We start from the raw sequence: 24,194 nt of genomic DNA, 5'->3' as shown, positions 1-24,194 counted from the left end.
AAACGTGTAGAAAAACTAATAGGTCTCCCTGCAGAAAAAAATCTTTATTCAGAACTTCAAAGGCTGTTAAGAAGCGAAATAAACCGTGCCAAAAGAGGTAATCTAAATCTTTCTCTGGTTCTGACACAGTGAGAAAAAAAGTTTAAGAATGAGATTTCAGGGATTGTAGAACAAGTAAAGCAGAAAATTCGTGATATAGATACGGTATTTGAGATTAACAGTAATACTTTAGCTTTAATCCTCCCAATTACAGGAGCTAATGGTGCAATGGTTGTGATAAAAAAAATTAAGGATAGATTGCCAGGCAAGTGGCATTTTGGTGTGGCTACATACCCTGATAATGGCAAAGATGAAAAAGAACTGATTAATTTTGCAAAAGAGAGCCTGATGAAGGAAATATTAAATTTAAAACCGGAGACGGCTGAAATAAAACAAAATCAAAATGGTAAAACTTCTTTAGAGTAATTTCGGAAACAGACAATAATTCCCTGTAAAAAAGTAACAAACCCAATAAAAAATCAATACCATACCTTTTACCAAAACGAGTAAGTGAAGAATAAAAAAAGAAACAAATAGAAAAACATACCAAACAAAAATCCAAAAAGAGAATAACAATCAAACCCTTTAAATTTTTAAAAGATAAAACATCGAGAAAATATTTAACTTCGGGATTCAATACCATCCGCTTCAATTATGGGGGCGATCAAAAAAAGTTAAGTATGATTACAAGCGGATATTCGCAACAATCACAAGTATACTCAATCATATCTCATGATATCTATAAATATCAGCTATTTTTGCAACAGAGAGGAGTGAAGGTAAAAAAAATAGCCATCTTTAGAGGGCTTGAGAATAAAGGAAACTGAGTTTCCGAAAATCTACATTAATAAATAGGGGGTAAGTAGATGGCAAATTGGGAAGACTTAAGGATAATCGACATGGTCGAAAAGATTCAAAAAGAAGAGATTGTTTTGCCTGTGATTCAAAGAGAATTAGTATGGGATGAAGAAAAAATAGAATTACTTTTTGATACAGTATTAAGAGGGGATTCCTTTGGAGCAATTATGACTCTTAAAGATTGGAGGGGAAAAGAGCCTTTATTTGAATATAGGCCTTTCATTAAAGACTATACTAAAGGTACTTTTATTTTTTCAACTAAAACCGATAAACTATCAAAAGATATATCTTATGTTATAGATGGTCAACAAAGATTAACTGGATTCTACATTGGACTAACAGGAAGTTATAATGGCAAAGATTTATATTTTGACTTATTAAGCGAATGGGATAAGGAAGAGTTTTATTTAGAGTTTGCATCAAACCCTAATGAGTTGAAGAATAAGTTGGATATGTCTGATGGGGATGGGAAAAGGAGGACTCTTTGGTATAAAGTTAAAGACCTATTTTCACAATTAAAGAAAGCTGGTGGGCAATATAAGTTTGTAGTGAATCAGATTGTAGAACAATATAAAAATATGAATCTCACAGAGGAAGAGAAAGGAAGAATAAAAGATAATATTGAAATTTTTAATACTCAATTTTTGAACTCTAAAAACCTTGGTATTTGTGAAGTTATGATAAATTTCGAAAAGGATGTTTCTTGGAACCGCAGAAAAGCGGTTGAATTGTTTAGAAGATTAAATCAAGGCGGGACAAGATTGAGTGCATTGGACTTAATGGCATCAACCTTAAAAAGTTTCAGTGCAGAAAATGAAAAATTTTTATATGACGAGACTAAGGAATTTTTAGACATTGGTTTAGGTCAAGATGAAATAATTAAATATATATTTATCCTGCAAGATAATCATAGAAAAGAGCTGACCGACATAGAAGAATCTGATTCAGATTTTATTCAGAAAAACAAAGATAGAATTTTGAATTCTTTGAGAGGGGTAAAACAATTTTTAAAGGCATCAAAATTATATGACTTTTTTGCAGAATATAAGCCATCAGTCATCCCTTTATATTTTATTGGATACCATCTTTTTCATAAAACTAGCGTAAAAACACAGGATTTGGAGAATTATTTTAGTGACGTGGAAAGAAATAAGGATTATAAATCAATATACAGATGGATTTATCTATCACTTCTTCAAAAGGTTTTTAGAAGAAGAGGTGCCGGTTGGATCGCTTATGAAACAGGAATAAGAAAGATACTTGAAGTAATGAAAAACTACAAAGATGGTGATTTTCCAGTAGATGAACTTTTTGATGTTTATATAAATCATCCACTTTATTTTTTGCATATTATAGATGAAAATAGGTTAGATGATTATGACTTTGATTTTCTTATGTATGTGATATATGGTAAAAAATTTAGAAAGGAAGATATAGATCATATTCATCCATATTCTATTTTGATAAGAAAAGGGTTTCAACCTGATGAACTAAATACTGTGTTAAACTATCAACTATTAGATTATAGTATTAACCGTGGGGATAAAAACAAAAAAGAACTTAAAGATTGGATAAATACGTTGAGTAACAAACAAGATTATTTAAAAAGACATTTAATTCCGGACGATCCCGATTTATGGGTAAGCGATAAGTATAAACAGTTTTTAGAAGAGCGTAAAAAGCTTATCAAAGCAAAGTTAGTGTTATTGTCAATGAAAAACCCGCAAAAAAGGGAAAGAAAATCCATCACCCTAAGGGCAATAAATTTATTGTTTGTTTAGCTGTTCCTTCTGCTCCTTCATTCTATAACTTTCTCCCTTGATCAAAACCAGGTGACAATGATGAACGATTCTATCAAGTATAGCAGATGCAAGTATAGAATCCCAAAATATATTACCCCATTCGTCAAAAGTCTTATTTGAAGTGATTATCAAAGATCCTTTTTCATATCTTTGAGAGATGATCTCATAAAACTGGTCTACAATATGCTCATTTAGTTTTCTAAATCCCAGTTCATCAAGGATTAAAAGGTCAGGAGATAAATAATATTTAAGCTTCTGGCTATAAGAATTATCCGCTTTTGAAGCAAATAGGGTGGCCATCATATCCGAAACAGTTGTAAATATTACTTTATACCCTTGATGCAGGGCCTTTATCCCAAGACTTATGCTAAGATGAGTTTTGCCGGTCCCGGGTGGGCCGATAAACACTATATTTTCCTTCTTGCATATATATTCGCATGTGGCCAAGTTATATATTTCCTGCCGGTTTAATGTGGGCTGAAAGTTGAATTCATATTCCTCAAGGGTTTTGGTAAATGGAAAATGAGCTTTTTGAAATCTTTTTTTGTAACCGTTGTCTTTTCGATTAGCAAGTTCATCGTCAATCAGGAGCTCAAGAAATTCCATATAAGATAATTTTTCTTTTATCGCCTGTTCATTTCTGACTTCAATACTCTTTGCAGCACCGGATAATTTTAAATCTCTAAGGTTTTTTATCAATGTACTGTTCATGTTCTATTTCACCTCCTTCAGATACAGTAATTGCTGATACTCTGAAAGAGGCCGGGCACATTCATTTAAAGAATTGGTGGTGATTAAGCTTTCTGTATTTTCCAAGGGGATATTAAAGAGCCCTTTTTCGCATATATTCTTTACTGTCTGGTATTTTACGGAATTGAAGGCAATAGCCCTCATACAAGCTTTTTCGATCTTTTCATTGCCGTATTTTTCTTTTAGCTTAAGTATGCCATATATGGGTTTTCCCCAATAATTTTCCTGCTCAGCTATGATTCTGTCAAAGAACTCAAGTGCATTAGGACCAATACTTGCCATTTTATTTCTGTAGGTGTATTGAAGTTCGGTTTTTGTTATCACCTTATACCCCGGGTAATGGGAGGGGTTGGTAGAAAATTCGCCCCTGCCCTTTAGCTTTAAGTGTGTTGCTATTAATTCATTGTTGCCGTATATCCTTATCACTTTTTCAGATACCTGAACCGTTACTTCTTTATTGATAAATTGATACGGTACTGAATAAAAGTTGCAGTCGTAATTTATATGGCAGTTGCTGTTGACTTTTCTTGTGACCCACATGGAAAAATCATATTCCTTAAACGGGAGGATACCAAGAACATTTCTTTCTTCTTTTTCAAATACTTCTTTAGGGATCTTTTTTGTTGTTCCGTGGACTCTGATGTTGCAAATATCCTTAAGCCATGTATTTAAGGCATCCTGGCATTCTTCAAAGGTGTTAAAATTTCTGCCTTTGAAAAAGTTGTTTTTTACGTATTTTACTCCGGATTCTATCTTGGCTTTATCGGTAGGGGTCTTTACCCTGCATGGTATTGATGAAAAATTGTAGTATTTGCTAAACTCCTGATATTGTTTCTGGTATACTGGCTCATAAAAGTTTGCTTCAAGTATGGCTGCTTTTAGGTTATCTATCTTTACTGTTTTTGGTACGCCGCCGAAGTATTTAAAAGCATGCTCATGGCATTTGATGAAGGTTTTTACTTCCTGATCAAAAACTATTTCACAATACATGAACCTTGAATAGCAAAGGATCATGCAAAATACCCATGCTTTCTTAAGTTTTTCTGTAAGATCAGGTATTTTGCCCACGTATCCAAAATCCACCTGGGCTTCCTCTGCTGGAAGGGTATTGTTGACCATATACACTTTAACGTTAGATTGCTTGAATTCTCTTACGTATTTTTTGATAGTATCGTAGGAGCCTGTATAACCATATTCACTGCAAAGATCCTGATATATCCGCTGGGCAGAAAGTTCTTGATTTACCTTTGTATCAATTATTTCTTTAAATGGGTCTATGATAGTGGGAACTTTCTTCCTTTTAATTTCTTCTTCGTTTTCTATTCTTTTTAAGATTTCTCTAACGGTTCCCCTATCTATTTCCAGCATTCTTGCTATTTGTGATTTATTGTAGCCTTTGTCAAAAAGTGTCTTTATTGTAGTATACATATTTTCCCTCAGCACCTTTCTAACCTCCTTTGGTAAAAATATCCTTATCAATATTCTTACCAAATGGGCAATATTTAACGTTTTTACTGAGGGATTTTCCTTCCCATTTTTGATGGATTTATTTTACCATTAACAAGTTAGAGAAAAAATTAGAAGTATAAAACAACATTGAAGGAAAAGTGTATAAATACTGCTAGTTGAGGGGTTTAAGTCGTTTAATTCCCAATAATCGGGGGCCAGTACAAAAGGAAGGTGGTCTAATTGGCTTTTCCAATCAAAGTGGCGGATGAGGCGTGGATTGGCTGCGCTCTGCTTCACTATGAAAATCCGCACCGCAAAGATTTTACAACGAAAGAAATTGTGAGTAGAGTAGCTCAGGAAGATATTTTTGGGGTTATTCGTCCTGGGGTAAGGGTGCATGTTAATCAGCACTGTGTAGCCAACAGGCCGGCAAATCCTGGTAATTACCGAATGCTTTACGAAACCAGAGCAGGTTACAGAAGACTGTGGGGGCCTGGAGACGATTTTCATCCTTCTAGGGCATCAGGCAAAACTTGTCCGGATGCTTCGGATATCCCTACTAAGTACCATTTCTTGCTTGAGTGGTACCGAAATTGGGTTACCGGGAATAACTCAAGTTCTATATCTACGAATGTTTGCCTGGAAGAAAATGAAAAGGATTGGGCTCAAAGCTCAGAATCTTCAACAAATAGAGAAGCTCATGAGTTTGAAGCTGAGGCACGCAAACGGATGAGCGAATTTTTCGGTGTGGAATTAAGTCTGGGAACGTATCCAAACGTACCAAAGAAGTTCGATATGGTATCACCAGATAGAAATATTGTCGGAGATGCGAAATATTATACGCTTGTACGCGGTTCGCAAATACCACCAGCTAAATTTTCTGCTATATCCGAGCATGTGTGGCTGCTCGAAAAAACAAATGCCACAACTAAGTTTCTTGTTTTTGGTAATGACAAGCGGGTGCCCGAAGAGTGGTTGGCAAGGTACGGACACCTGACAGCTGACGTGGAATTTTTCTTTTTAGACCCGCAGGCTGGGGTGATAAGGCTTAAGTAGTAGAGAAACTAAGAGATTGGAGTGGAAGTATTTCCTTAATAATAGAGTGAACTGAAAAACCAGATTGTAATCGAAAAACGATCTTAGAGAGCAGGCATTATCAAATTGCTCCCTACAATGATTGTTTTTATTGTTAGCATTCTAAAAGGCAAAAGGTGGCATAATTGGTTCAAACAATGGTGATTAAAATACCTAATTCTTAACCAGAATGTGTTTAACAAAAACAATGCAAAAAGAAGGGATTTTAGGATTTTTATTGAATATAGTGAATGAGAACTGGAAGCTATCTCTCAACCTAGATGGTAGTTCACTTTCGTCTATAAACCGCGACTCATTGCATAATTGCAGTCGAAGAAGCATTAAGCGAAAGGAAAAAAGTGGGGATATATCGAATAATGTAGATGATAATACTTATTCCCTAGCGCAAATCACCAAGTATATTATATGGTGGCTAAAGTTGTCAAGACATTTTTTTGACCTTATATAAGGTGATAAAATTCTCATCCTCCTTTGTTAAAGTTTGGTAATATAATACACAAATGTAATATATTAACTGGAAATTTTCTTTTAAGCTTTTGGCAAAAATTAGTAGTCGGAGCTGTGTGATACTGTGGATAAGTCGAGCATGTCTTTTGCGAGACTTATCCAAGGCACTGTGGAGCTTGTGTGCAAGTCTTGTTTTTCCGACTTGCACACAAATCCATCAGGGCCGGCAGTATCAACAGCTGGTAGTTATTCAGCTGAAGGTATTTATTCAAAATCTTTCAATGTATAGTTCCCGTAGTATACTTCTGCTGGCGTTAAATACTTTAATGATTGATGGGGCCTGTAGTTGTTGTATTTGTCAAAGAACCTTGTGAGGCTTATGCGAGCTTCTCTTGGGCTTGCATAATCGTTTATGTATACTTCCTGGTGTTTAACGGTACGCCAGAGCCTCTCTGTGAATATATTGTCCATAGCCCGGCCACGGCCATCCATGCTTATTTTTATATTGTTTTCGAGCAATATATTTGTGTATTTAAGGCTTGTGAACTGGCTTCCCTGATCGCTGTTTGCAATCTCTGGTTTGTTGATTTTTAATGCCTTGTTGAGGGCTTCTAATACGAAGTCTACTTCAAGGGTATAATCCAGTTCCCATGCCACTACGTACCTTGAAAACCAGTCCATGAAGGCTACAAGATACAGCCAGCCATTTTTCATGGGGATATATGTTATATCGGTGCCCCATATGTGGTTTGGGTATTCTGCCGTGATGTCACGGAGCAGGTAAGGGTATATCTTGTGCTCATGGTTGCGGCGGTAAAGGTTCGGCCCGGGTCTGATTGCGGATATCCCCATTTCCCGCATATATTTTTGTACCGTTGGCCTGCTGATTTTAAAGCCATTACGGTTCAGTATGGCTGTAATTGGTCTTGAGCCCATATATGGGTCATCTGTGTATATACGGTCAATTTCGTGCTTTATAGCGATTTCCTCAGGTGAAGGTGGTACAGGCTTGTAGTAAAGGCTTGAACGGTTTAATGAAAGAAGTTCTGCCTGGACCGTAAGTGGCAATTTCCGGTTTTCAAAGTCCACAAGTTCAATTCTTTCAGCTCTAGTCGAGCTTGATGCCAGATTTTTTTTTGAGCCAGTTGAGCTTAGTGGAAAGCTCACCGATTTGTGTGTAAAGTTCTTGAATATGGTTTTTTAATGCCTCTTTTTCTTTATCCCCCTTTCTGCGGCCATCTTCAAGAAGTTGAGGAAGAGCTTCTAATGCCTCCTTTTTCCATTTTATCAACTGGTTTGGATGAACTTCATACTCGGATGCGATTTGGGAAATGGTTTTTTCTTCCTTAAGAATTTCCAGTACGACTTTGGTTTTGAATTCTCCTGTGTATGTTTTTCTCATATGACTATTATACAATCTATCACCTTAAAGCAATCCGTTTTTTTGTCTGAATTTCTTTATCCATTATATTATTTTGAGGAAGACGATGGAAAAAGAAATTGTCAGGGACCTTTGATTATATTGATGGGACCCATTCATGCGGAACATCATAGCCAACATTTACTTGCTGATAGAAGTAAAAATAATGGATACCTACGCTTATCATTACCGTCATAATTTTGTTAATAAACTCAAGCGGTTATTTCCCCGGGAAAGTAGTTAAAAAATTGATAAGATGGGCTCTTTGCCTGTATATAGCAGTCTCATTAATTCACGCTTTCTGGATAATAAAAGCTATAATTTTGTTGCCGCAAGCGGTTAATATATGTTCTGCCAAGTTTTGCTTAGATACGAGCACTCAATAGGTCACTTTTGGTGCCGGAAGGCTTACGGCGACGATCGACGACCTTAGGATTTACAGGATATAGGGGAAACCCAGCTTCCAGCAAGAACTGAATAGGTAATTTAAACCCTCTCTGATATGAGGTATAGTGAAAGCTGTTTCCTCCCACTCTTTTTGTCTCCTTCCTGCTCAAATTTCCTGACCGTTTTAAGAAGGAATTTAACACCTATTGAAGAAATAAAAGAGAAAGAAGCAAGTCATGGGAGGGAGAAAAAAGAGAAAGCCTTCAAGTAAGGTGATAGTTTCCGACCTACCCTTACTGAAGGCCTTCTCCATAATATCAAGTCACTATGATTGTAACATTTTTAGGCTCAACAGTAAAGGAGTATCGTAATATTTTTTTGCATAAATTAGCTCAAATGAAACTACACTGCCCCATATGCTGTAGCGCCCTTGTAGGTTATGGGATGTACCTTAGGAAAATAAAGACAACGGCCGGGAAAGAAGAATTCCCAATAGCCAGATACTACTGCCCGGGATGCAAGAAAACCCATGCGATAATACCGGATTTCATCTTGCCCTATAAGCATTACCCGGCAAAAGTGATTGAAGAAGCGGTGGAAGATGTGGTGGAAAAACGGATTTCACCGGAATATGCAGAGGGAGAGCAGGACATATCCACCACAAAACGCTGGGTAAAAACATTCAAACTCCTCTCAAGCGAAATTGTAGGCACTCTGGAGAGCATAGCATTTAGACTGTATGGCAAGACGTCATCCATAGTCGGGGAAATAGAAAGCTGCTTTAGCCGTTTAAAAACCGTTTTAAAACTATTACCCGATATTCTTTCCTGCTGCCTGTTCGGAAAGGTAAACATCTGGCTTTTCGTAGAAAACACAAACCTGTGGCTTTTAGGAGAAAAATCAACATAGTTTGCTCTTTTGACCGTCTCCCCCTGGTGGTAGTCTTTAGATAAACAAAAAACAGGGGAGATGACCAAAATGAACAAAGAAAGCATGGAAAAAGCCCTGGAGCGCTTCGCACTAATCTCACCCCTTTTGGAAGAAGACCTTGAAGCAGCGGAAAGAAGGAAAAGAAGATGCCAAATACTTTCAAAAGGCCAAATCTCAGAGAGGACCCTGCGCCGCTACTTACAGGCCTACAGGCAAAAAGGCCTTAATGGATTAATGCCAAAAGAGCGCTCCGATAAGGGACAAACAAGAGCCATACCGGAAGATATCCTAAAAGAAGCCATAAGTCTAAAACAAGAACTGCCCCAAAGAAGTGTTACAAGGATACTTCAGATCCTGGAGGGGGAAAAGCTCATATCCCCCGGGGATGTAGCAAGATCTACCCTTACACGGCATCTTGCAAACTTAGGTTTAACCCAAAAAGAATTAAAACAAAAAGAGCCCAAAGCCCTCAGGAGATTTCAAAAAGAACACAGAAACAAATTATGGCAAGCTGATGTCAAATACGGCCCCTACCTTCCGGACCCAGAGAATCCAAAGAAAAAGATACGCACATACCTCATATGCTTCATCGATGATGCCACAAGATTAATATGCCATGGCGAATTTTATCTAAATCAAAAGCTTCCCATACTGGAAGATTGTTTTAGGAAAGCTATACTTAAACGAGGCATCCCCGATGCGGTATATGTAGACAATAGCAAGATATTCGTATCCATATGTTTTAAAATGGCCTGTGCAAGGCTAAACATAAGACATATCCATACTATGCCGTATAGCGCTGAAAGCAAGGGTTATGTTAAGATTTACATAAGAAGGGCAAAATTGAAAGATTTTTCAATACAGTCAGAATGCGATTTTTAAGCGGGCTTGACATTAACTCTTTAAAAAGCATCGACGATCTTAATTTAAGGTTTAAAATATGGCTTGAGGAGGACTATCAGAGAAAAAAACACAGCGCACTTAACATGAGCCCCCTGGACTTTTTTATGGCTCAGGTCTCTCGAGTAAAACTCGTAACTGACATAGAACGGCTAAATGAGAATTTCCTTTTAAGAGTAAGCCGCAAGGTAGCAAATGATGCAACGCTTCAGATTGAAAAGATCCTTTACGAGACAGAGCAGAGATTTGCCGGCATGAGGCTTGAGGTAAGATACGACCCTGAGTGGCTCAAAAACTTTTCAATGCCAATTCTTCTATACCATGAAGGGAATAAGGTAGGCGAGGCTTACAGGGTAAACTTTCATGACAACGCTCATGTAAAAAGAAAATATGGCGGCAACAGAAAAAAAGATGAAAAGATAGCAGATGATACGGCATTTAATGAAAAAACTCCAGATGCATCCATATCCTTTACCGATATGATGGATTAACGGAGGGAGATAGAAAATATGTTTACACAATATTTCGGGCTAAAATACAACCCATTTGGCAAGGAGATTGCCGCACAAGATTTATTTAATAGCCAGGACATGACTGAACTTGCTGCAAGGCTTAAATATCTTCAAAGCACAAGAGGAATAGGCCTTGTTGTCGGAGAACCGGGAGTTGGGAAATCAACAGCCCTTAGAAAATATGTAAATGAACTTAACAAATCTCTTTACAAACCCTGCTATTTTGCCCTGTCAACCCTGACGGTAAAAGAATTTTACCAGGCTCTTGCAATGATTCTTGGGGAAACTTGCTGTTACAGGAAAGTGGATTTATTTAGAAAGATACAGGGAGCAATTACATCGTTCTACTATGAGCAGAAGATGACACCGGTTATCATACTTGATGAGATTCAGATGGCATCCAATGATGTGCTTGAGGATTTGCGGATGATATTTAATTTTAACATGGACTCTCAAAACCCGTATATATTGATACTTGCGGGCCAACCCCATATAAAAAACAAGCTGGCGCTCAACATAAACAGCGCTTTAAGGCAGAGGATTACGGTAAAGTATGTATTACAGGGCTTAAAAAAGGAAGAGATGGAAAGCTACATAAAAAGCAGGTTAAAAATTGCGGGTGTTACGGAAGAGATTTTTAATCCTACAGCTTATGAAGCCATATTCGCCATAACAAAGGGTCTGCCCAGGATGGTAAACAATATTGCAACAGCCTGTCTCATATGCGCATGTGCCAGAAAGCAGCGTGAGGTTGATGAAGAAATTGTATATCAGGCACAGGCTGAGGTAAATCTTTGATGGGAGGAACACAAAATGCGGTTTAGATGTTTTATGAAAAAGGGAAAGCAAAACAAAACATGGGATGGCATAATTACAAAGTTAAAAAGCTATGGCAGCCACTATGAAATGAGGATAGAGAGCCGTTCTGGAATAATGGTCCTTTTTGGCAGAACATCCTGCGTCTACTTTGCATGCATGCCTGATTTTAATGCAGGATGCCACCTGTCTGACCCCAGGGATAGGTTCTGGAATGCTGAGCGGTTAATAAATTCAATTGGGGAGGTGGATGGAATAACTATCGCGTATGCTTTGGAAGCTATAGTGGATAAAATATCCTGTTAGCATTCCATATTGAACAGAGCGGTGCATAATACTGCTCTGTTCTATTTTAGATAATCATAGACTTTTTAATTCTGCTGTTAATTCTAAGGCAATTTGAGAATTTTTCTATGGACCTTCCAATTTAATGCGATAAATTATCCTAAATAATGGTAAAAATGTGCCGTTTTAATTTGAGAATATGGGATGAATTAATTTGAGAAATGACAATCTTTGATAATCACTTCAAATAAGACTTTTGACGAATGGGGTAATATATTTTGGAATTCTATACTTGCATCTGCTATACTTGATAGAATCGTTCATCATTGTCACCTGGTTTTGATCAAGGGAGAAAGTTATAGGATGAAGGAGCAGAAGGAACAGCTAAACAAACAATAAATTTCTTGCCTTTAGGGTGATGGATTTTCTTTCCCTTTTTTGCGGGTTTTTCATTGACAATAACAGGGTGAAACCCCGGCTGCTCGATTCCAAAAGGATACCCGACGCCTGCGCTTTGCCAATATTGACGAGCTAAGGGATGCTTTCCTTCGAGAAGAAAGCCGAAAAGTTGATAAAACCGGCTGTGTAAAACTTTATGGTAAAACCTATGAAGTGGGCCTTGAATGGGTAAGAAAAACTGTGGATTTACGTTATGACCCCTTTGACCTTGAAGAAATAGAAGTATGGCATAAAGGTCAAAAACGGGGTTCAGCAAGGCCGCTTATCATAGGAGAATACAATGAAGTGTCCTATAGCAAAAAAGATGCCCCAACTCCTCAAAAATCATCCGGTTCAAGACTTTTGAGCATACTGGAAAAACAAGCTCAAAACCGCATGAAAGACAAATTGGGTGCCATCCCCTTCCGCCGTATGGAAGGAGGGGAACACAATGTTTGAACCTTTCTTTGGATTTGAAAAGACTCCTTTTCAAAAAGATGTGCCTGTAGGAAAACTGTTTGTCACCCCAGCCTATGAAGAACTGGTATCAAGGCTGAAATACACCGCAGAAAAACGCCTCTTTGCCATCATAACAGGCGAAGTAGGCTCGGGGAAATCCACTGCTTTAAGAAAACTTCTTGAGCTTTTAAATCCAAATAAATACAAAGTTATCTACATCAGTGACTCAGCCCTTACCCCCAGGCATTTTTACTGGGAATCTTTAAGGCAGCTTGGATGTGAACCAAAGTTTAACCGTGGCCAGGCTAAAAGACAGCTTCATCAGGTAATACTGGACTCCTACAACCCTTTGAGTCTCATACTGGTAGGTCAGCCGGAACTTAAAAGGGTATTGCAGCGAAAAGTTATGAAGCCATAGCTCAAAGGGTAAATCTCCGGTATCACCTGCCACCCATGGACAGGCAGGAATCCAAAGAATATGTTTGCCACCATCTGAAGATTGCCGGAGCAACTTCCTCAATCTTCACCGATGATGCTCTGGATGTAATCTATGAATATTCCGGAGGCATTGCAAGAAAGATAAACAATGTCTGCCTTGCCTGTCTGCTTTCGGCCTCAGCCAGTCAAAAGCGTTTGATAGATGACCATATGGTCAGGGTTGTAATTGAAAATGAGTTTGCGGTATGATGCATTTTCCCTCTATGAGTGGGCAAGGGTCAAACCTTACCTACTCGGAGGATGTTTTCAAGGTTCAGGTTTCTATGGTCAAATAAAGTGAGTCAAATTTTCGGACGTTCACTTTGAGCAAAATGCGGTCAGAAAGTGTGAACGGCTACACTAGGTAATTAACTTAAATGTTTTTCTTTATACAATTTATTGCTAGTAAAGTTATAATTAAAACGCAAAATACAACAGTATATCTATATAAAGTTTTACCTATTCCATAGATATATGCAATAGCTGCAATACTTGTTATACCAATAAATATGGTTAAAAATAGTTTTGTTCCCCAATTTATATTATTATTTCTAAGCCAATACGGTACCAAAAGAAAACTTAAAATATATACAAACAAATAAATAAAAAAATTAATCCTTAAATCAAAATCAGAAAACATAGACACTAAAAGACTTATAATGAAGGATATTAATAGTAATTTAATTGATTCTTTTACTGTATTTTCCATATAAATGTCGAGTAGACGCTCGACTTCCACCTCACTTTTCAATGATGTGTTGAATGTGAAAAGGCCATTCTGTCTTGACGTCAGCGCTGTATTGCTTTGTAAATCTGCCGAACCGGATTATTTTGCTCACTGCTTCTTTGCCACTTTGTCAAACCACATATCCAACACATAGTGTAGATATACGTTTATACACGCCGGCGAAATCAGCCTTCCTTATGCGACGTGCACTTATCGTCTCATAGTAGATACCGGCTTTTAGAAACCGCTTGATGTACCACAGAAAGTTCTTTCAAGATAATATGCAAAGCCTTCCAGGTACGCTGTGAATGGCAAGCTCGTGCTCGCTGTGTGTTCAGACCTCAATGTAACTTGTTTGTTCTCGTCTTTATCGACCAAATGTTATTGCCTAAAGCCAGGGTGAAGGCATCAGCTTCCACTTTGTATAATCTAACGAGGCTATATCACTTCACGCTTTAGCATTCCATCTCGCACAGTTTCCTGCTTACACTTAAACCTCGCCTTACGGCTTTGGCTGCAAGGTTAGATAACGGCGCTGGTTGGGCCTTACCGTGCCGGCTTCCCGCTGGCTATATTCACAGCGCCGAACTGGCGCACCCCCCTGGATAATTATGCCATGAGTAAGGAAATTATTCAAGCCTGACCCCTTTAATTCTGACTGTCATTCTTGAGTTATTTATCCATTATGTTAATATATTATTATAAAATACATCGTAAGTATAAACTAATGATAGTGATTTTGAAGAGATTGTAAAATAATTATAATCATTTTTGCAGGAGGGAGGATAAGATTTAAATTGGTTATTCGCAAGCTTTTGATTGTCCTATTAATGGTTCTGTTTTTAACCGGATGCAGTCAAAATTCCTCTAATCTTATTTACAATAAAGAAAAAATTGATATGATAGATATCCACGGAGTCAATGAATCAAACTCTACAGTTCATTACCCACCACATAGAAGATTTACCCACAATAAAAAAGATATTAAGTTTGATAGATAATATTGAAGTTAGAAAATTATCACCAGATGAAGAAAACAATATTTTAGCTAACGGTAAAAAATGCAACAAAAAGGCAATTATTTTATTTTACTTAATAATACAAAAGAAACCAGTCCTGCAAAATCTCTCTGCGGGCTTCTTATTATTTTAAAAGAAGGTAAATTAATTTTCTCGGATATAAAGACAATGACAGGCAAACAGAGAACCGTTTCATACATTCCGGTTGATAATGTTTCGGACATAGTCCAGGAGTTGTTAAAAATAATAGAAAATCGTTAAATCCAAAGATGTTGTCAACAACTCCGTCCCTTTGATATCACCCTTGAAAAGTATTTTTTCATCCTGACCATCTTCACGTTTTTTATGGCAGTGTCAAAGTTTTAATTCTGCGACACTGTAAGCCAATGTGAAACTGTCTCCTAGTTTCTCGCAGCCCTTATTACTACGGCTGATTTATTGTCACCATCTATATAGTATGAAACTTTGAGCAGCTTCAATTCTATCTCTTGAGGCAATTTTAGATTCAAGGGTACCATGTATTTTATATTGCCTGTCGTTAAATTTGATTTTGAAGAATAATTCCTCGTTCCCGATACTTCTCTTATTTCTTCACCATCGCTGGTGTAAAGGGAAAACATTACATCATAATGCTTATTCAAAATAGGTTTTACATGATAAATCAGATTCATTTCACCGCCGGTCAATTCGATTTTTTCTATTATCAAATCGCCAATACCAGGTAGTTGGAATTTGCTTTCCGTCTCTAATGGAATAGTGATTTTTATCATATCTTCGTAGGGAGCTTCCAGCTCTGCACCTGAAAAAGTTAATAGTAGCTGATTACCCGGGGAAAAAGAAGGTTTGCTCTTGCTGAAAATTAGATCAACATAACCTTCCTGCCCCGTATATATTCGGTCCGGATTAAAAAACATCTCTTTTATAGGATATATGTTTTGTTCGAGGATTCCGCTTTTTAAATTTTCTTCTGAATTGTTGATATTTCGTATGTAAAATTTCGGCTTTAAAATATAGGGCAAATAATAACTCTTTTTTTTAAGATCTTCTGACAATTCGTATTGTATTTGGAGTTTATTTTCCTTAAACCCCAAATATAAATTAACCGGTTTAAAAATTAAGTCTTTACCGGGCGTTGTAAATTCTTCGGAATCAATCTTTATTTCATAAGGCTTGATAGCTTTTGTTAAATCATAACCTGTAAATGTAAAGTAAATAAAACAAACAAGCAGAATGATAATTATTAACAAAATGTATTTTTTCAATTGGCTTATCACCTCATCAAGTTTAACAGAATTTTTTTCTCTTTATTATTATACTAAAAAAATAAAGAAAAGCCATACCATTCAAAATGGATGGCTTTTCTTTATTTTTTATTTGCCACTATAATATGAAGGTGAGGTATTTAATGTAAGTGTATCACGATAATACAAAGTGCTGCTTCCATCGTCCCAATCTGCATAAATAGGGCAGATCCACCTTGCATCCAAGTCTTGGGTATTGCGGCTGCCTCCTACCCAAGCAACCTGTAAAATGGCTTGGAAATTCTGCCCTTTATTTGGCAAATAGCGATTCTTGTAAGTAAACTCAGCCTTTTTTGCATATTCTCCAGTATCAAGATCATCACCAAATATATAATAGTTGCTAGTTTCGGTACAAGACTTGGTAAAGCTAATTGTTTTACTCCAACTCACTTGAATTAACGAGGCTGAGACTCCAATTCCGATTGTTATTGAACCAGGTGAAGAAGCCTTTGTATAGCTTCCCGCAAAAGTACCCTTTAAAAAGGCATCGCCACTTGTACTTGAATCCCCATCGGCAAGAGCTTGAAAAACAATTGGATCGCTATATTTTCCTACAACAAAAGGGGATGTATCAGATTCATAATAAGGAGCAGTTGAAGATGTCCATTTATCATAATTTGTTAATTGATGATTAAAGTCACCAGAACCATTTGCTATGTCTGAAGGGCCATTTACATATGCTTTTAATTTTATATGATATGTTAGTGTATCTCCTTCCGGATTGGCAGTATATGTTTCTGAATACTCATCTTCGTCAGAGTCTGAAGTAGCCATAATCCCAACATCAGCTTTACTTGTACTAATGGGTAAAAATACTTTTGATTGCCAATAATCATCCGAAAACCCTGCAGACTCAATTTTCTTCTGATTGATTTTTCTTAAGTCACTATCTATATCTAAAACAGGCAAAGGAAGTTCGAAAATGCTGAACTCACGTGTGTTCTTTCTTAAAATATATATGCAAAAAACATTTTGCCCTTCTAAAGAATAATCCTTTGTGTTTATAGCAGCTTTATTAAAGTCGTTATGCAAACCCATGTGAATAATTTCAAAGTTATCAGTTTCATCTCTGAATTGTCCAACTTTATCCGATTTGCCAAATTTACTTTGTTTTAGATTGCCCGTTAAATCAAGAGGATAACTCTGATTATTATACGAAACTGACCCAGCTAAGTCCAATTTGCTACCATTAATTTTTATATTTTCCAGTTTTAGAGTAGCCGGAACAATAGGGCCTCCAAAAACAGTCTCAGGTAAGTTTAAATAAGTAACGCCTTCAAATTCCGCTATTTTTTCTAGAGAAGCAAAATCATCAGCTGTCACTATGTTTATAGAACTCAAAAGAAACACGAACAATACAAACACAACCATTAATTTTTTTGTCATTTTGGTAACCTCCAAAATTTGATTTTTTAGATTACCGCTAACATAGAGGTTCACCGATAGAACCCAATGAAACCACCCTCTTTTCAATAAATTTTTCCTCTCCCATAAAAGACATTTGATTTCTCTGCAATTCAGTTCTAAAATTTTTACACTATGGCCATTCCGCATCATTTAAAGTTATTACTTCAATAATTTTTTCTCCGGATTGATTAGGCCAGGTTTTATTGTTTACATTTACACTTAATACGTTGAAGAACACAGCACACGAAAGTATCAAAAGTAATATCCTCTTCATTTATATCACCTCTTTTTGCTTAATATGGAATCTTGTGACTCAATTATTGTTAATTTTATATTAATTGTCAATAGACCGTCTTAAAAAATATTCTGTCATGTCATTATAAATTTACTACTATGCAGTTAAAATAGGTTATCATTCGTTCGCAAGCGCCATAAATTGGCATATCTGTCTAATCCAATCTTGATTTATCAGGTTATTTGCTGTTTTTCTTGACTTATTTATTCGTCATGTTAATATATTGTTATAAATATTTGCGGAGGTAATCTTGATGGGCAGTTTTTTGGGTGAAAAAATTAAGAAGCGCAGAAAAGAGTTGTTCCTCAAGCAAAAGGATCTGGCCGGGGAGGATTTTACCACCAGCTTTATAAGCCAGATCGAGAAAGGAAAGCTGAATCCGTCTTTAAAAACCCTTGAGATACTCGCAAGAAAGCTGGAAGTTCCGGTGGCTTATCTGCTGGAAGAGGAAAGGGAGTCGGTGGTGACGGTGGATAGCGACACGGTCAATCATCTCATAGACCTTTTTGCCAAATTTGAGCTGGATGTCAGTTCTTCCGACTACGCTGGGGCTCTTGAAGTTATAGGCAAGTTAAAATCCAAAATGCAGGAATTGGGAATTGATACTTATTGCTTCTTGTGTGACTATTATGCGGCCAGAGTGTATTTTGGTTTCAATAAGTATGATGAATGTATAAAAGTTTGCAATGATATCCTGCAGAAGTTAATCAATTATGAAATGCATGACAAGATGGCCGTTTGCCTTTACATGATGGGCATGTGCTTCGAAAAGCTGTCGGAGTATGAAAAGGCCGGGGAGCATTTTGCAAGGTGCCTTGAGGTTATGGAAGACAATAATTTGAGTTTGTATGAAATCATGGCTGAATCTCTGATAAAGCTTGGTTCCATATACGGCAGGCAAGGGTCATATGTGAAAGCCATGGAGTATTACCGCCGGGCTTTCGAGATATCAAAAAGGGAGAACTACCATCGATATATTGGAGACTGCTATACCGGCATGGGGCTATGCTGCTATTATCTCAAGGATTACCCGGAAAGTTTGAATCATCTTGGCAAGGCTCTTTCGCTTTACAGGCTAATTGGATACGATTATGGCGTTGCTATGGCCGAAAACAACATGGGCATGGTCTATATCAAGCAGGATAAGGCGGATGAAGCGCTTGAGTGTTTTAAGGACAGCGTAAGGCTTTACCGGAAAATAAACAGACCCCTGAGCGAGGCCAGGAGTCTGAACGAGATAGCAAATATCTATATTCAAAGGAAGGAATATAAGGAGTGCCTGAAATACTGCAGGAGGGTTCGTGATATTTTGCATATGAACCATGATGAGATAATAATGGCACATAATCTTGAGATCCTGGGAAAGTTTTTGTATGGAATAGGCAAGAAGAAATGGGCTTTGAAGGCCCTGAAAAAGGCCGCAGGCATATTTGAAAAACATGACGTCTTGGATTCGAACCTGGCTGATACCTACTCGGTCATGGCAAATGTATATATGGAAATAGGCGAAAATGAGGCTGCCAAGGCCATGTTCAACAGATCAATCAAGATTCTATCGAAAAGCAGTGAAAAGCCGTTGGAAACTGAAGGAGACGGTATCCTTGAGCATAAAATATGATATATACATTACCTTTCCTTTCCTTCCATTCATGATGTGCTTGCCATGGAAAAGGCACGAATACCGCAGGAAAATAACAGAAGTAATAGAGAACATAATCAAAGAATTAAAAGACGCTCTTAAAACAGACGACCTTATCATAGAAGAATGCAACAAAATACTTCTGGAACTTAGCACCCTGGCCGGGGAACTATTCAGAGAAGAGTTAAAAGACATAGAGCAGGAGGTGAATGAAATGGCAAAAATGATAATCGACCCTGAAATATACAGAAGAGGGTTCGAAGAAGGTTTGGAAAAAGGACTGGTGTTACCGCATAAAAAGCAGGATTTTGGCGATTTCTGGAGAATTCTTATTAAATCAAAGGATTTTTGATTATTGGCATAGTTTCAAAGCAATAAAAATTGATTAAGAATGGCCGGGTGGGGAAATGTTGAAAGAGCTTGACATACAAAATGCCATAAAAATATTGCCGCATAAATATTACAAGCTCATTCTGATTGTAGGGCCGAAAGATCGGCAAATCTCCGGCATATTGAAGAAGCTATCTTTGGAATCCGGATATGACTACATCAATTTAAATCTAAAACTTTCCGAAAAACTCATTCGCCTTCCCTTTGATGAGCGCTGTTTTTATGTGGAGGAATATGTAAACGAGATAATCGAATCGTATCACGGCAGTCTGTTGATATTGGATAACATCGAAATTCTTTTTGAAAAGCATCTTAAGATAGACCCTTTGCTCTTGCTGAAGAACTTGAGCCGCTATAAAGCCATTATAGCCCACTGGAACGGCAAAGTGGAGGACGGGTACCTTATATATGCGGTCCCACAGCATCCGGATTTTGCAAAATACAGAATGGATGAACATGACTATATTGTAATCGATGTAACGCAAGAAAAGTAAACCTACATAATTAAGGAATTCTGAAAGAAGTTTTTTAAGAGCAATAATCGAGCGTATGCCGGCCTGCAGCAGGGCATGTGCTTAAAATGCTGAAAGAGCAGGCGCCGGCATTCTCCAGCGGAAAGCTGCTTTTTTACCTGGAATCATCTTTAATAATACCAGCCGAAGAAAAGGGGGATAACTGTGAAGTACAAAGACCTGGTGAGTTTTGATCCGGTGGAAAGCATCATAAAGCTTACCGATACCAACAAAAAGCAGGATGCGGAAAGGTTTGTCAGAACTTACGTCATGTCCGACAGTATGGCGGATGCCCTCATAAGCATTATCTTGCCTCAGCTCCAATTTGAAAATATCGTGGACAACAAGGGCATTTTCATAGTCGGAAACTACGGCACCGGCAAATCCCATCTGATGTCAGTCATTTCCGCCATAGCTGAAAATAAAGACATGCTGGATTTGATGAAAAATGAGCGGTTTAAAAAGGAAGCGAAGTGTATTGCCGGAAAATTTGAGGTGTTGAGGTTCGAGATAGGCGCTTCCAAGATGGATCTTAGAGATATAGTGACCAGGGAAATAGAAAAGGACCTTTACCAAAGAGGAATAGAATATAAATTTCCATCCATGGAGGAAGTATCGAATACCACCGATTCTCTGGTGGAGATGATGAATTTATTTCAGGAAAAGTATCCCGACAAAGGATATCTTATCGTGGTCGATGAGCTTCTGGATTATTTGAGGCATTTGACGGAACAGAAGATGGTCCTGGCTCTCACTTTTCTGAGAGAAATGGGCGAGGTCAGCAAGGTCACCCGCATACGTTTTATGGCGGGTCTGCAGGAATCCCTGTTTGAAAGCGGGCAATTTTCTTTCGTGGCGGACTCTTTAAACAGGGTGAAAGCCCGATTTGAACAGATCATGATAAAAAAGCAGGACATATCCTACGTGGTCTCCGAAAGGATCCTCAAGAAAAACGAAAGGCAGAAGGCATGGATAAGGGAACATCTGGCCAAGTTCGGCCCCCTCTATAAAAATCTTGCCGACCGGCTGGAGGAATATGTTAACCTCTTTCCCATTCATCCTTCGTACATAGAAACTTTTGAGAAGGTTTACATAGCCGAAAAAAGGGAAGTGTTAAAGACCATATCCATTACCATAAAAAATTTGCTGGAAAAAGAGGTGCCCGAAGACGATACCGGCATCATTTCCTACGATTCATACTGGGATTTTATAAAAGATAATCCCGGCATGAAATCCGATGCGGATATAAGGGAAGTCATAGAAAAGAGCGGCGTGCTGGAAAGCCTTATAGAACATTCGTTTACCAGACCTCAGTATAAACCCATGGCCAGAAGAATAATCTACGCCCTGAGCGTAAAAAGGCTTACCACGGGAGACATCCATTCTCCTCTGGGGCTTACGGTGGACAATATGAAGGACGACCTTTTTCTCTATACCCCGATGCCCGAGATGGAAGAAAGCTTTTTAAAGACCACCATTGAAACGGTGATGAAAGAAATATTGAAGACCGTCAGCGGCCAGTTTATAACATATAACCGGGACAATGAGCAGTATTATCTGGACCTGAAAAAAGATATAGACTATGATGCAAAGATTCAGGCCAGGGCCGACTTTATTGAAGATGAGGACATAAATAAATATTATTACAGTATCATATTAAAGGCCATGGAGTGGGAGAGGCCCGAGTATGTGGGAGGTCGCAGAATATACCAGTATGAGCTGACATGGGAAGAAAGAAACGTGGAGAGGCGGGGATATCTTTTCATGGGGCTGCCCAATGAAAGGACCACCGCCCAGCCGCCCAGGGATTTTTATATATATTTCCTGCCGCCTTACGGGAATAGCAGGCATGACGGCGTGACACGGCCGGATGAGGTTTACTTTGAATTTGCTAACCGGGATGAAAAAGTTGATGAATATATCAGGATGTACGCCGCCGCCATGTCCATGTACGACATATCTTCGGGCAGCAGTAAATCCGTATACTACGATAAAGCTGGGGCGTATCAGAAAAAAGCCGTAGAATGGATACGGGAGCACATAAAAGAGTGCTTTGAGGTGCGGTATGACGGCGAATGCAGGACCATCCTCTACTGGCTGAAAAGCAGGGCGGCCGTGGAGGTCACCATCAAGGATTATATAGACATGACCGCATCCACATGCCTTTCCCCGTATTTTGCAGGAAAATACCCCGACTACCCCAGATTCTCCGTCCTGGTGACCCAGAAAAATACGCGGGAGTTGTTCAAATCCGCCATAAATTATATAGCAGGCAAAAAGACCGATGTGGGGGCCAAAGTCCTGGATTCGCTGGGGCTTTTGGATGAAGAAAAAAACATTTCCCCCGAGCACTCTATATACGCTAGGCATTTTATTAACCTCATAAATAAATTGCCGGAACAACAGGTGCTGAACCGGGAAGACATCTTTGAGCGGATAAATGCCGATGAAGAACTCGACAAAAGGTTTAAGCTGGAGCCCTGGTGGGTTCTGGTGATAATGGCTTCCCTGGTCTACAGCGGAGATATAACTTTGACCACCTCCGCAAAAAAATACGACGCCACCATGCTGGAAGAGATGGCGGCTGATAATACCGCAGATATTCTACAATTTAAACACTGCCAGCGCCCGATGGATATCCCCATCGAGGCATTAAAGTGCCTTTTTAAATATCTGGAGATACCTCCGGGACAGATTACAAATCCCAACACCAGGGCAGCTGCCGTGGAAATGATGCTGAAAAGAATAGATGATATGCTGGGAAAGATCATCGATGCCCAGAAATTCATGTATGGGGAGATAAATATATGGGGTAAACCCGTTATAAATGAGAGCAAAAAACAGAATTACAAAGAAGCTCTATTAAGATTCAGGGAATTTCTCGATTCTTTGAAAAAATACAACACCCCGGCAAAACTTAAAAACTTCAAACCCACTTCTAGAGAAATAGAAGATTACTTTAAAGCCCTGGAAATCATAAAAGAATTGAACGTTCTAAAATCCTTCAAGCAGGAGATTGACCCGTATGCCTCTTATATTGCCAGTGCCGAACTGGTGCTCAAAGATGAAGCCTGGAGTAAAAAGGTCGCAGATATAAAACAGGAAATCGAAAGTATCATAAAAGAACCCGGCAGCATAGATGATGATATTTCCCGAAGGCTTACCAGCAGGTTGAGACAGATAAAGGATGAGTATATACAAAAATACATGGAGCTCCACAAAAAGCATAGACTGGACCTTTCAGGCGATGAGCGCAGGAAAAAGATATTAAACGGCAGTATAAAGCAAAACCTTGAGAAGCTAACAGGCATAAAAGATATAATCCCGCAGGGAAAGTTAAAGGAACAGATAGATAGATTATCATCGCTGAAAGTCTGCTTTAGCCTCATCGAAGACAATATGAAAAATACGGCGCTATGCCCTCATTGTAACTTTAATCCTGCGGACGGCGAAAGATCTGTGTTCGGGGAGTTGGAATCCATCGAAGATGCCCTGGATAAACTCTATGAGGAATGGAAAAATATCCTGGTAAATTTCATGGATGATTCAAGAGTCAGCGAGAACATAAGCTTTTTAAGGGAAGAACAGCAAAGGGCGTTAAAACCGTTAATCGAAGGCAGGACTCTTCCCGAAAAAGTCGATGCCGTGTTTGTTTCGGCCATAAACGACCTTTCCAGAGGTTTGGAAAAAATTGAAGTGTCAGCCAGGGATATAGAAAGCAAGGTATTCGGAAGCGGTCCCTCTACCATAGAGGATTTAAAAAAGAGGTTTATGGATTTTTTAGATGAAATATCAAGAGGCAAAGATGCCGGCAGGATAAGAATAATACTGAAATGATGG

21 protein-coding genes and 2 pseudogenes are annotated in these 24,194 nt (G+C 38.2%); 17 read left to right on the top strand and 6 right to left on the bottom strand.

The annotated features are described in order from the left end of the window. Positions 1–267 precede the first annotated feature (267 nt). Positions 268–465, top strand: coding sequence for a hypothetical protein (locus tag AC6I1H_RS01610; protein ID WP_497739303.1), 198 nt, complete (start codon positions 268–270; stop codon positions 463–465). 440 nt (positions 466–905) lie between these two features. Then, positions 906–2,678 (top strand): DUF262 domain-containing protein, encoded by a 1,773-nt coding sequence (locus tag AC6I1H_RS01605; RefSeq protein WP_497739302.1) that lies wholly within the window; start codon positions 906–908, stop codon positions 2,676–2,678. On the opposite strand, the gene istB is transcribed toward AC6I1H_RS01605, so the two are convergent. Together istB and istA are read right to left on the bottom strand one after the other, a co-directional pair. Continuing rightward, positions 2,664–3,410 (bottom strand): IS21-like element helper ATPase IstB, encoded by a 747-nt coding sequence (gene istB, locus AC6I1H_RS01600; RefSeq protein ID WP_497737815.1) that lies wholly within the window; start codon positions 3,408–3,410, stop codon positions 2,664–2,666. The genes AC6I1H_RS01605 and istB overlap by 15 nt on opposite strands. Positions 3,411–3,413: 3 nt before the next feature. Then, complete coding sequence (gene istA / locus AC6I1H_RS01595; protein WP_497739301.1) at positions 3,414–4,892, bottom strand: IS21 family transposase; 1,479 nt, start codon at positions 4,890–4,892, stop codon at positions 3,414–3,416. Between the two features lie 246 nt (positions 4,893–5,138). Between istA and AC6I1H_RS01590 the strand changes: the two genes are divergently transcribed. Continuing rightward, positions 5,139–5,954 carry a hypothetical protein gene (locus tag AC6I1H_RS01590; protein WP_497739300.1) on the top strand — a complete coding sequence of 272 codons (816 nt, stop codon included), beginning with the start codon at positions 5,139–5,141 and terminating at the stop codon, positions 5,952–5,954. A gap of 750 nt (positions 5,955–6,704) precedes the next feature. Here AC6I1H_RS01590 and AC6I1H_RS01585 read toward each other — a convergent pair. Then, positions 6,705–7,842, bottom strand: a protein-coding gene (locus AC6I1H_RS01585; protein WP_497740697.1) for an IS3 family transposase whose coding sequence is annotated in 2 segments (ribosomal slippage) — positions 6,705–7,568 and positions 7,570–7,842 — 1,137 coding nt in all. Because the reading frame shifts where the segments join, the coding sequence is not laid out codon by codon here. Positions 7,843–8,574: 732 nt separating this feature from the next. Between AC6I1H_RS01585 and AC6I1H_RS01580 the strand changes: the two genes are divergently transcribed. The 10 genes and pseudogenes from AC6I1H_RS01580 (at position 8,575) to AC6I1H_RS01535 (ending at position 14,943) form a co-directional block, all read left to right on the top strand. Beyond that, positions 8,575–9,156 (top strand): DUF6431 domain-containing protein, encoded by a 582-nt coding sequence (locus AC6I1H_RS01580; RefSeq protein ID WP_497739299.1) that lies wholly within the window; start codon positions 8,575–8,577, stop codon positions 9,154–9,156. Between the two features lie 60 nt (positions 9,157–9,216). Then, positions 9,217–10,217: pseudogene (locus AC6I1H_RS01575) on the top strand (DDE-type integrase/transposase/recombinase); the annotation flags it as partial. Between the two features lie 3 nt (positions 10,218–10,220). Continuing rightward, positions 10,221–10,568, top strand: coding sequence for a Mu transposase C-terminal domain-containing protein (locus AC6I1H_RS01570; protein ID WP_497740894.1), 348 nt, complete (start codon positions 10,221–10,223; stop codon positions 10,566–10,568). Between the two features lie 18 nt (positions 10,569–10,586). Beyond that, positions 10,587–11,387 carry an ExeA family protein gene (locus tag AC6I1H_RS01565; RefSeq protein ID WP_497739298.1) on the top strand — a complete coding sequence of 267 codons (801 nt, stop codon included), beginning with the start codon at positions 10,587–10,589 and terminating at the stop codon, positions 11,385–11,387. 15 nt (positions 11,388–11,402) lie between these two features. Next, positions 11,403–11,711: a DUF6618 family protein gene (locus tag AC6I1H_RS01560; protein ID WP_497739297.1), complete on the top strand. Its 309-nt coding sequence runs from the start codon at positions 11,403–11,405 to the stop codon at positions 11,709–11,711. Positions 11,712–11,921: 210 nt separating this feature from the next. After that, positions 11,922–12,089, top strand: a complete 168-nt coding sequence (locus AC6I1H_RS01555) for an ATP-binding protein (RefSeq protein WP_497739296.1) — start codon at positions 11,922–11,924, stop codon at positions 12,087–12,089. A gap of 63 nt (positions 12,090–12,152) precedes the next feature. Continuing rightward, positions 12,153–12,587 (top strand): annotated as a pseudogene (locus tag AC6I1H_RS01550) (Mu transposase C-terminal domain-containing protein); the annotation flags it as partial. Further along, positions 12,580–13,005, top strand: a complete 426-nt coding sequence (locus AC6I1H_RS01545) for an ExeA family protein (protein ID WP_497739295.1) — start codon at positions 12,580–12,582, stop codon at positions 13,003–13,005. The pseudogene AC6I1H_RS01550 and the gene AC6I1H_RS01545, both read left to right, overlap by 8 nt. A gap of 35 nt (positions 13,006–13,040) precedes the next feature. Beyond that, positions 13,041–13,274 (top strand): hypothetical protein, encoded by a 234-nt coding sequence (locus AC6I1H_RS01540; RefSeq protein WP_497739294.1) that lies wholly within the window; start codon positions 13,041–13,043, stop codon positions 13,272–13,274. A gap of 1,438 nt (positions 13,275–14,712) precedes the next feature. After that, entirely contained in the window at positions 14,713–14,943 is a 231-nt protein-coding gene (locus AC6I1H_RS01535; RefSeq protein WP_497739293.1) for a hypothetical protein, read from the top strand. 268 nt (positions 14,944–15,211) lie between these two features. Here the strand turns inward: AC6I1H_RS01535 and AC6I1H_RS01530 are convergent, their stop codons facing one another. The 3 genes from AC6I1H_RS01530 to AC6I1H_RS01520 form a co-directional block, all read right to left on the bottom strand. Then, positions 15,212–16,072, bottom strand: coding sequence for a hypothetical protein (locus AC6I1H_RS01530; RefSeq protein ID WP_497739292.1), 861 nt, complete (start codon positions 16,070–16,072; stop codon positions 15,212–15,214). Positions 16,073–16,180: 108 nt separating this feature from the next. After that, the gene (locus tag AC6I1H_RS01525; protein ID WP_497739291.1) at positions 16,181–17,497 is read right to left on the bottom strand and encodes a hypothetical protein; all 1,317 of its coding nucleotides are present in this window, start codon (positions 17,495–17,497) and stop codon (positions 16,181–16,183) included. A 151-nt stretch (positions 17,498–17,648) separates the two neighbouring features. Beyond that, on the bottom strand, positions 17,649–17,792 hold the full coding sequence (locus AC6I1H_RS01520) for a hypothetical protein (RefSeq protein WP_497739290.1): 144 nt from the start codon (positions 17,790–17,792) through the stop codon (positions 17,649–17,651). A 274-nt stretch (positions 17,793–18,066) separates the two neighbouring features. Between AC6I1H_RS01520 and AC6I1H_RS01515 the strand changes: the two genes are divergently transcribed. The 4 genes from AC6I1H_RS01515 (at position 18,067) to AC6I1H_RS01500 (ending at position 24,191) form a co-directional block, all read left to right on the top strand. Beyond that, on the top strand, positions 18,067–19,431 hold the full coding sequence (locus AC6I1H_RS01515) for a tetratricopeptide repeat protein (RefSeq protein ID WP_497739289.1): 1,365 nt from the start codon (positions 18,067–18,069) through the stop codon (positions 19,429–19,431). Further along, positions 19,415–19,804, top strand: coding sequence for a hypothetical protein (locus AC6I1H_RS01510; RefSeq protein WP_497739288.1), 390 nt, complete (start codon positions 19,415–19,417; stop codon positions 19,802–19,804). The genes AC6I1H_RS01515 and AC6I1H_RS01510 overlap by 17 nt, the downstream gene beginning before the upstream one ends. Positions 19,805–19,859: 55 nt before the next feature. Next, on the top strand, positions 19,860–20,336 hold the full coding sequence (gene brxF / locus AC6I1H_RS01505) for a BREX-3 system P-loop-containing protein BrxF (protein ID WP_497739287.1): 477 nt from the start codon (positions 19,860–19,862) through the stop codon (positions 20,334–20,336). Between the two features lie 183 nt (positions 20,337–20,519). Then, the gene (locus tag AC6I1H_RS01500) at positions 20,520–24,191 is read left to right on the top strand and encodes a DUF6079 family protein (protein ID WP_497739286.1); all 3,672 of its coding nucleotides are present in this window, start codon (positions 20,520–20,522) and stop codon (positions 24,189–24,191) included. The last annotated feature ends 3 nt before the right edge of the window (positions 24,192–24,194 follow it).

It is taken from the genome of Biomaibacter sp. TOL (assembly GCF_059717795.1).
This window is presented reverse-complemented; position numbering and strand designations above follow the sequence as displayed.

Coding starts and splice junctions, on each gene's coding strand:
- AC6I1H_RS01560 (WP_497739297.1), top strand. CDS start 11,403: ATGCGGTTTAGATGTTTTATGAAAAAGGGAAAGCAAAACAAAACATGG.
- AC6I1H_RS01525 (WP_497739291.1), bottom strand. CDS start 17,497: ATGACAAAAAAATTAATGGTTGTGTTTGTATTGTTCGTGTTTCTTTTG.
- AC6I1H_RS01535 (WP_497739293.1), top strand. CDS start 14,713: ATGAATCAAACTCTACAGTTCATTACCCACCACATAGAAGATTTACCC.
- AC6I1H_RS01610 (WP_497739303.1), top strand. CDS start 268: ATGGTTGTGATAAAAAAAATTAAGGATAGATTGCCAGGCAAGTGGCAT.
- AC6I1H_RS01540 (WP_497739294.1), top strand. CDS start 13,041: ATGGACAGGCAGGAATCCAAAGAATATGTTTGCCACCATCTGAAGATT.
- AC6I1H_RS01580 (WP_497739299.1), top strand. CDS start 8,575: ATGATTGTAACATTTTTAGGCTCAACAGTAAAGGAGTATCGTAATATT.
- AC6I1H_RS01515 (WP_497739289.1), top strand. CDS start 18,067: ATGGGCAGTTTTTTGGGTGAAAAAATTAAGAAGCGCAGAAAAGAGTTG.
- brxF (WP_497739287.1), top strand. CDS start 19,860: ATGTTGAAAGAGCTTGACATACAAAATGCCATAAAAATATTGCCGCAT.
- AC6I1H_RS01565 (WP_497739298.1), top strand. CDS start 10,587: ATGTTTACACAATATTTCGGGCTAAAATACAACCCATTTGGCAAGGAG.
- AC6I1H_RS01605 (WP_497739302.1), top strand. CDS start 906: ATGGCAAATTGGGAAGACTTAAGGATAATCGACATGGTCGAAAAGATT.
- istB (WP_497737815.1), bottom strand. CDS start 3,410: ATGAACAGTACATTGATAAAAAACCTTAGAGATTTAAAATTATCCGGT.
- AC6I1H_RS01545 (WP_497739295.1), top strand. CDS start 12,580: ATGTTTGAACCTTTCTTTGGATTTGAAAAGACTCCTTTTCAAAAAGAT.
- AC6I1H_RS01520 (WP_497739290.1), bottom strand. CDS start 17,792: ATGAAGAGGATATTACTTTTGATACTTTCGTGTGCTGTGTTCTTCAAC.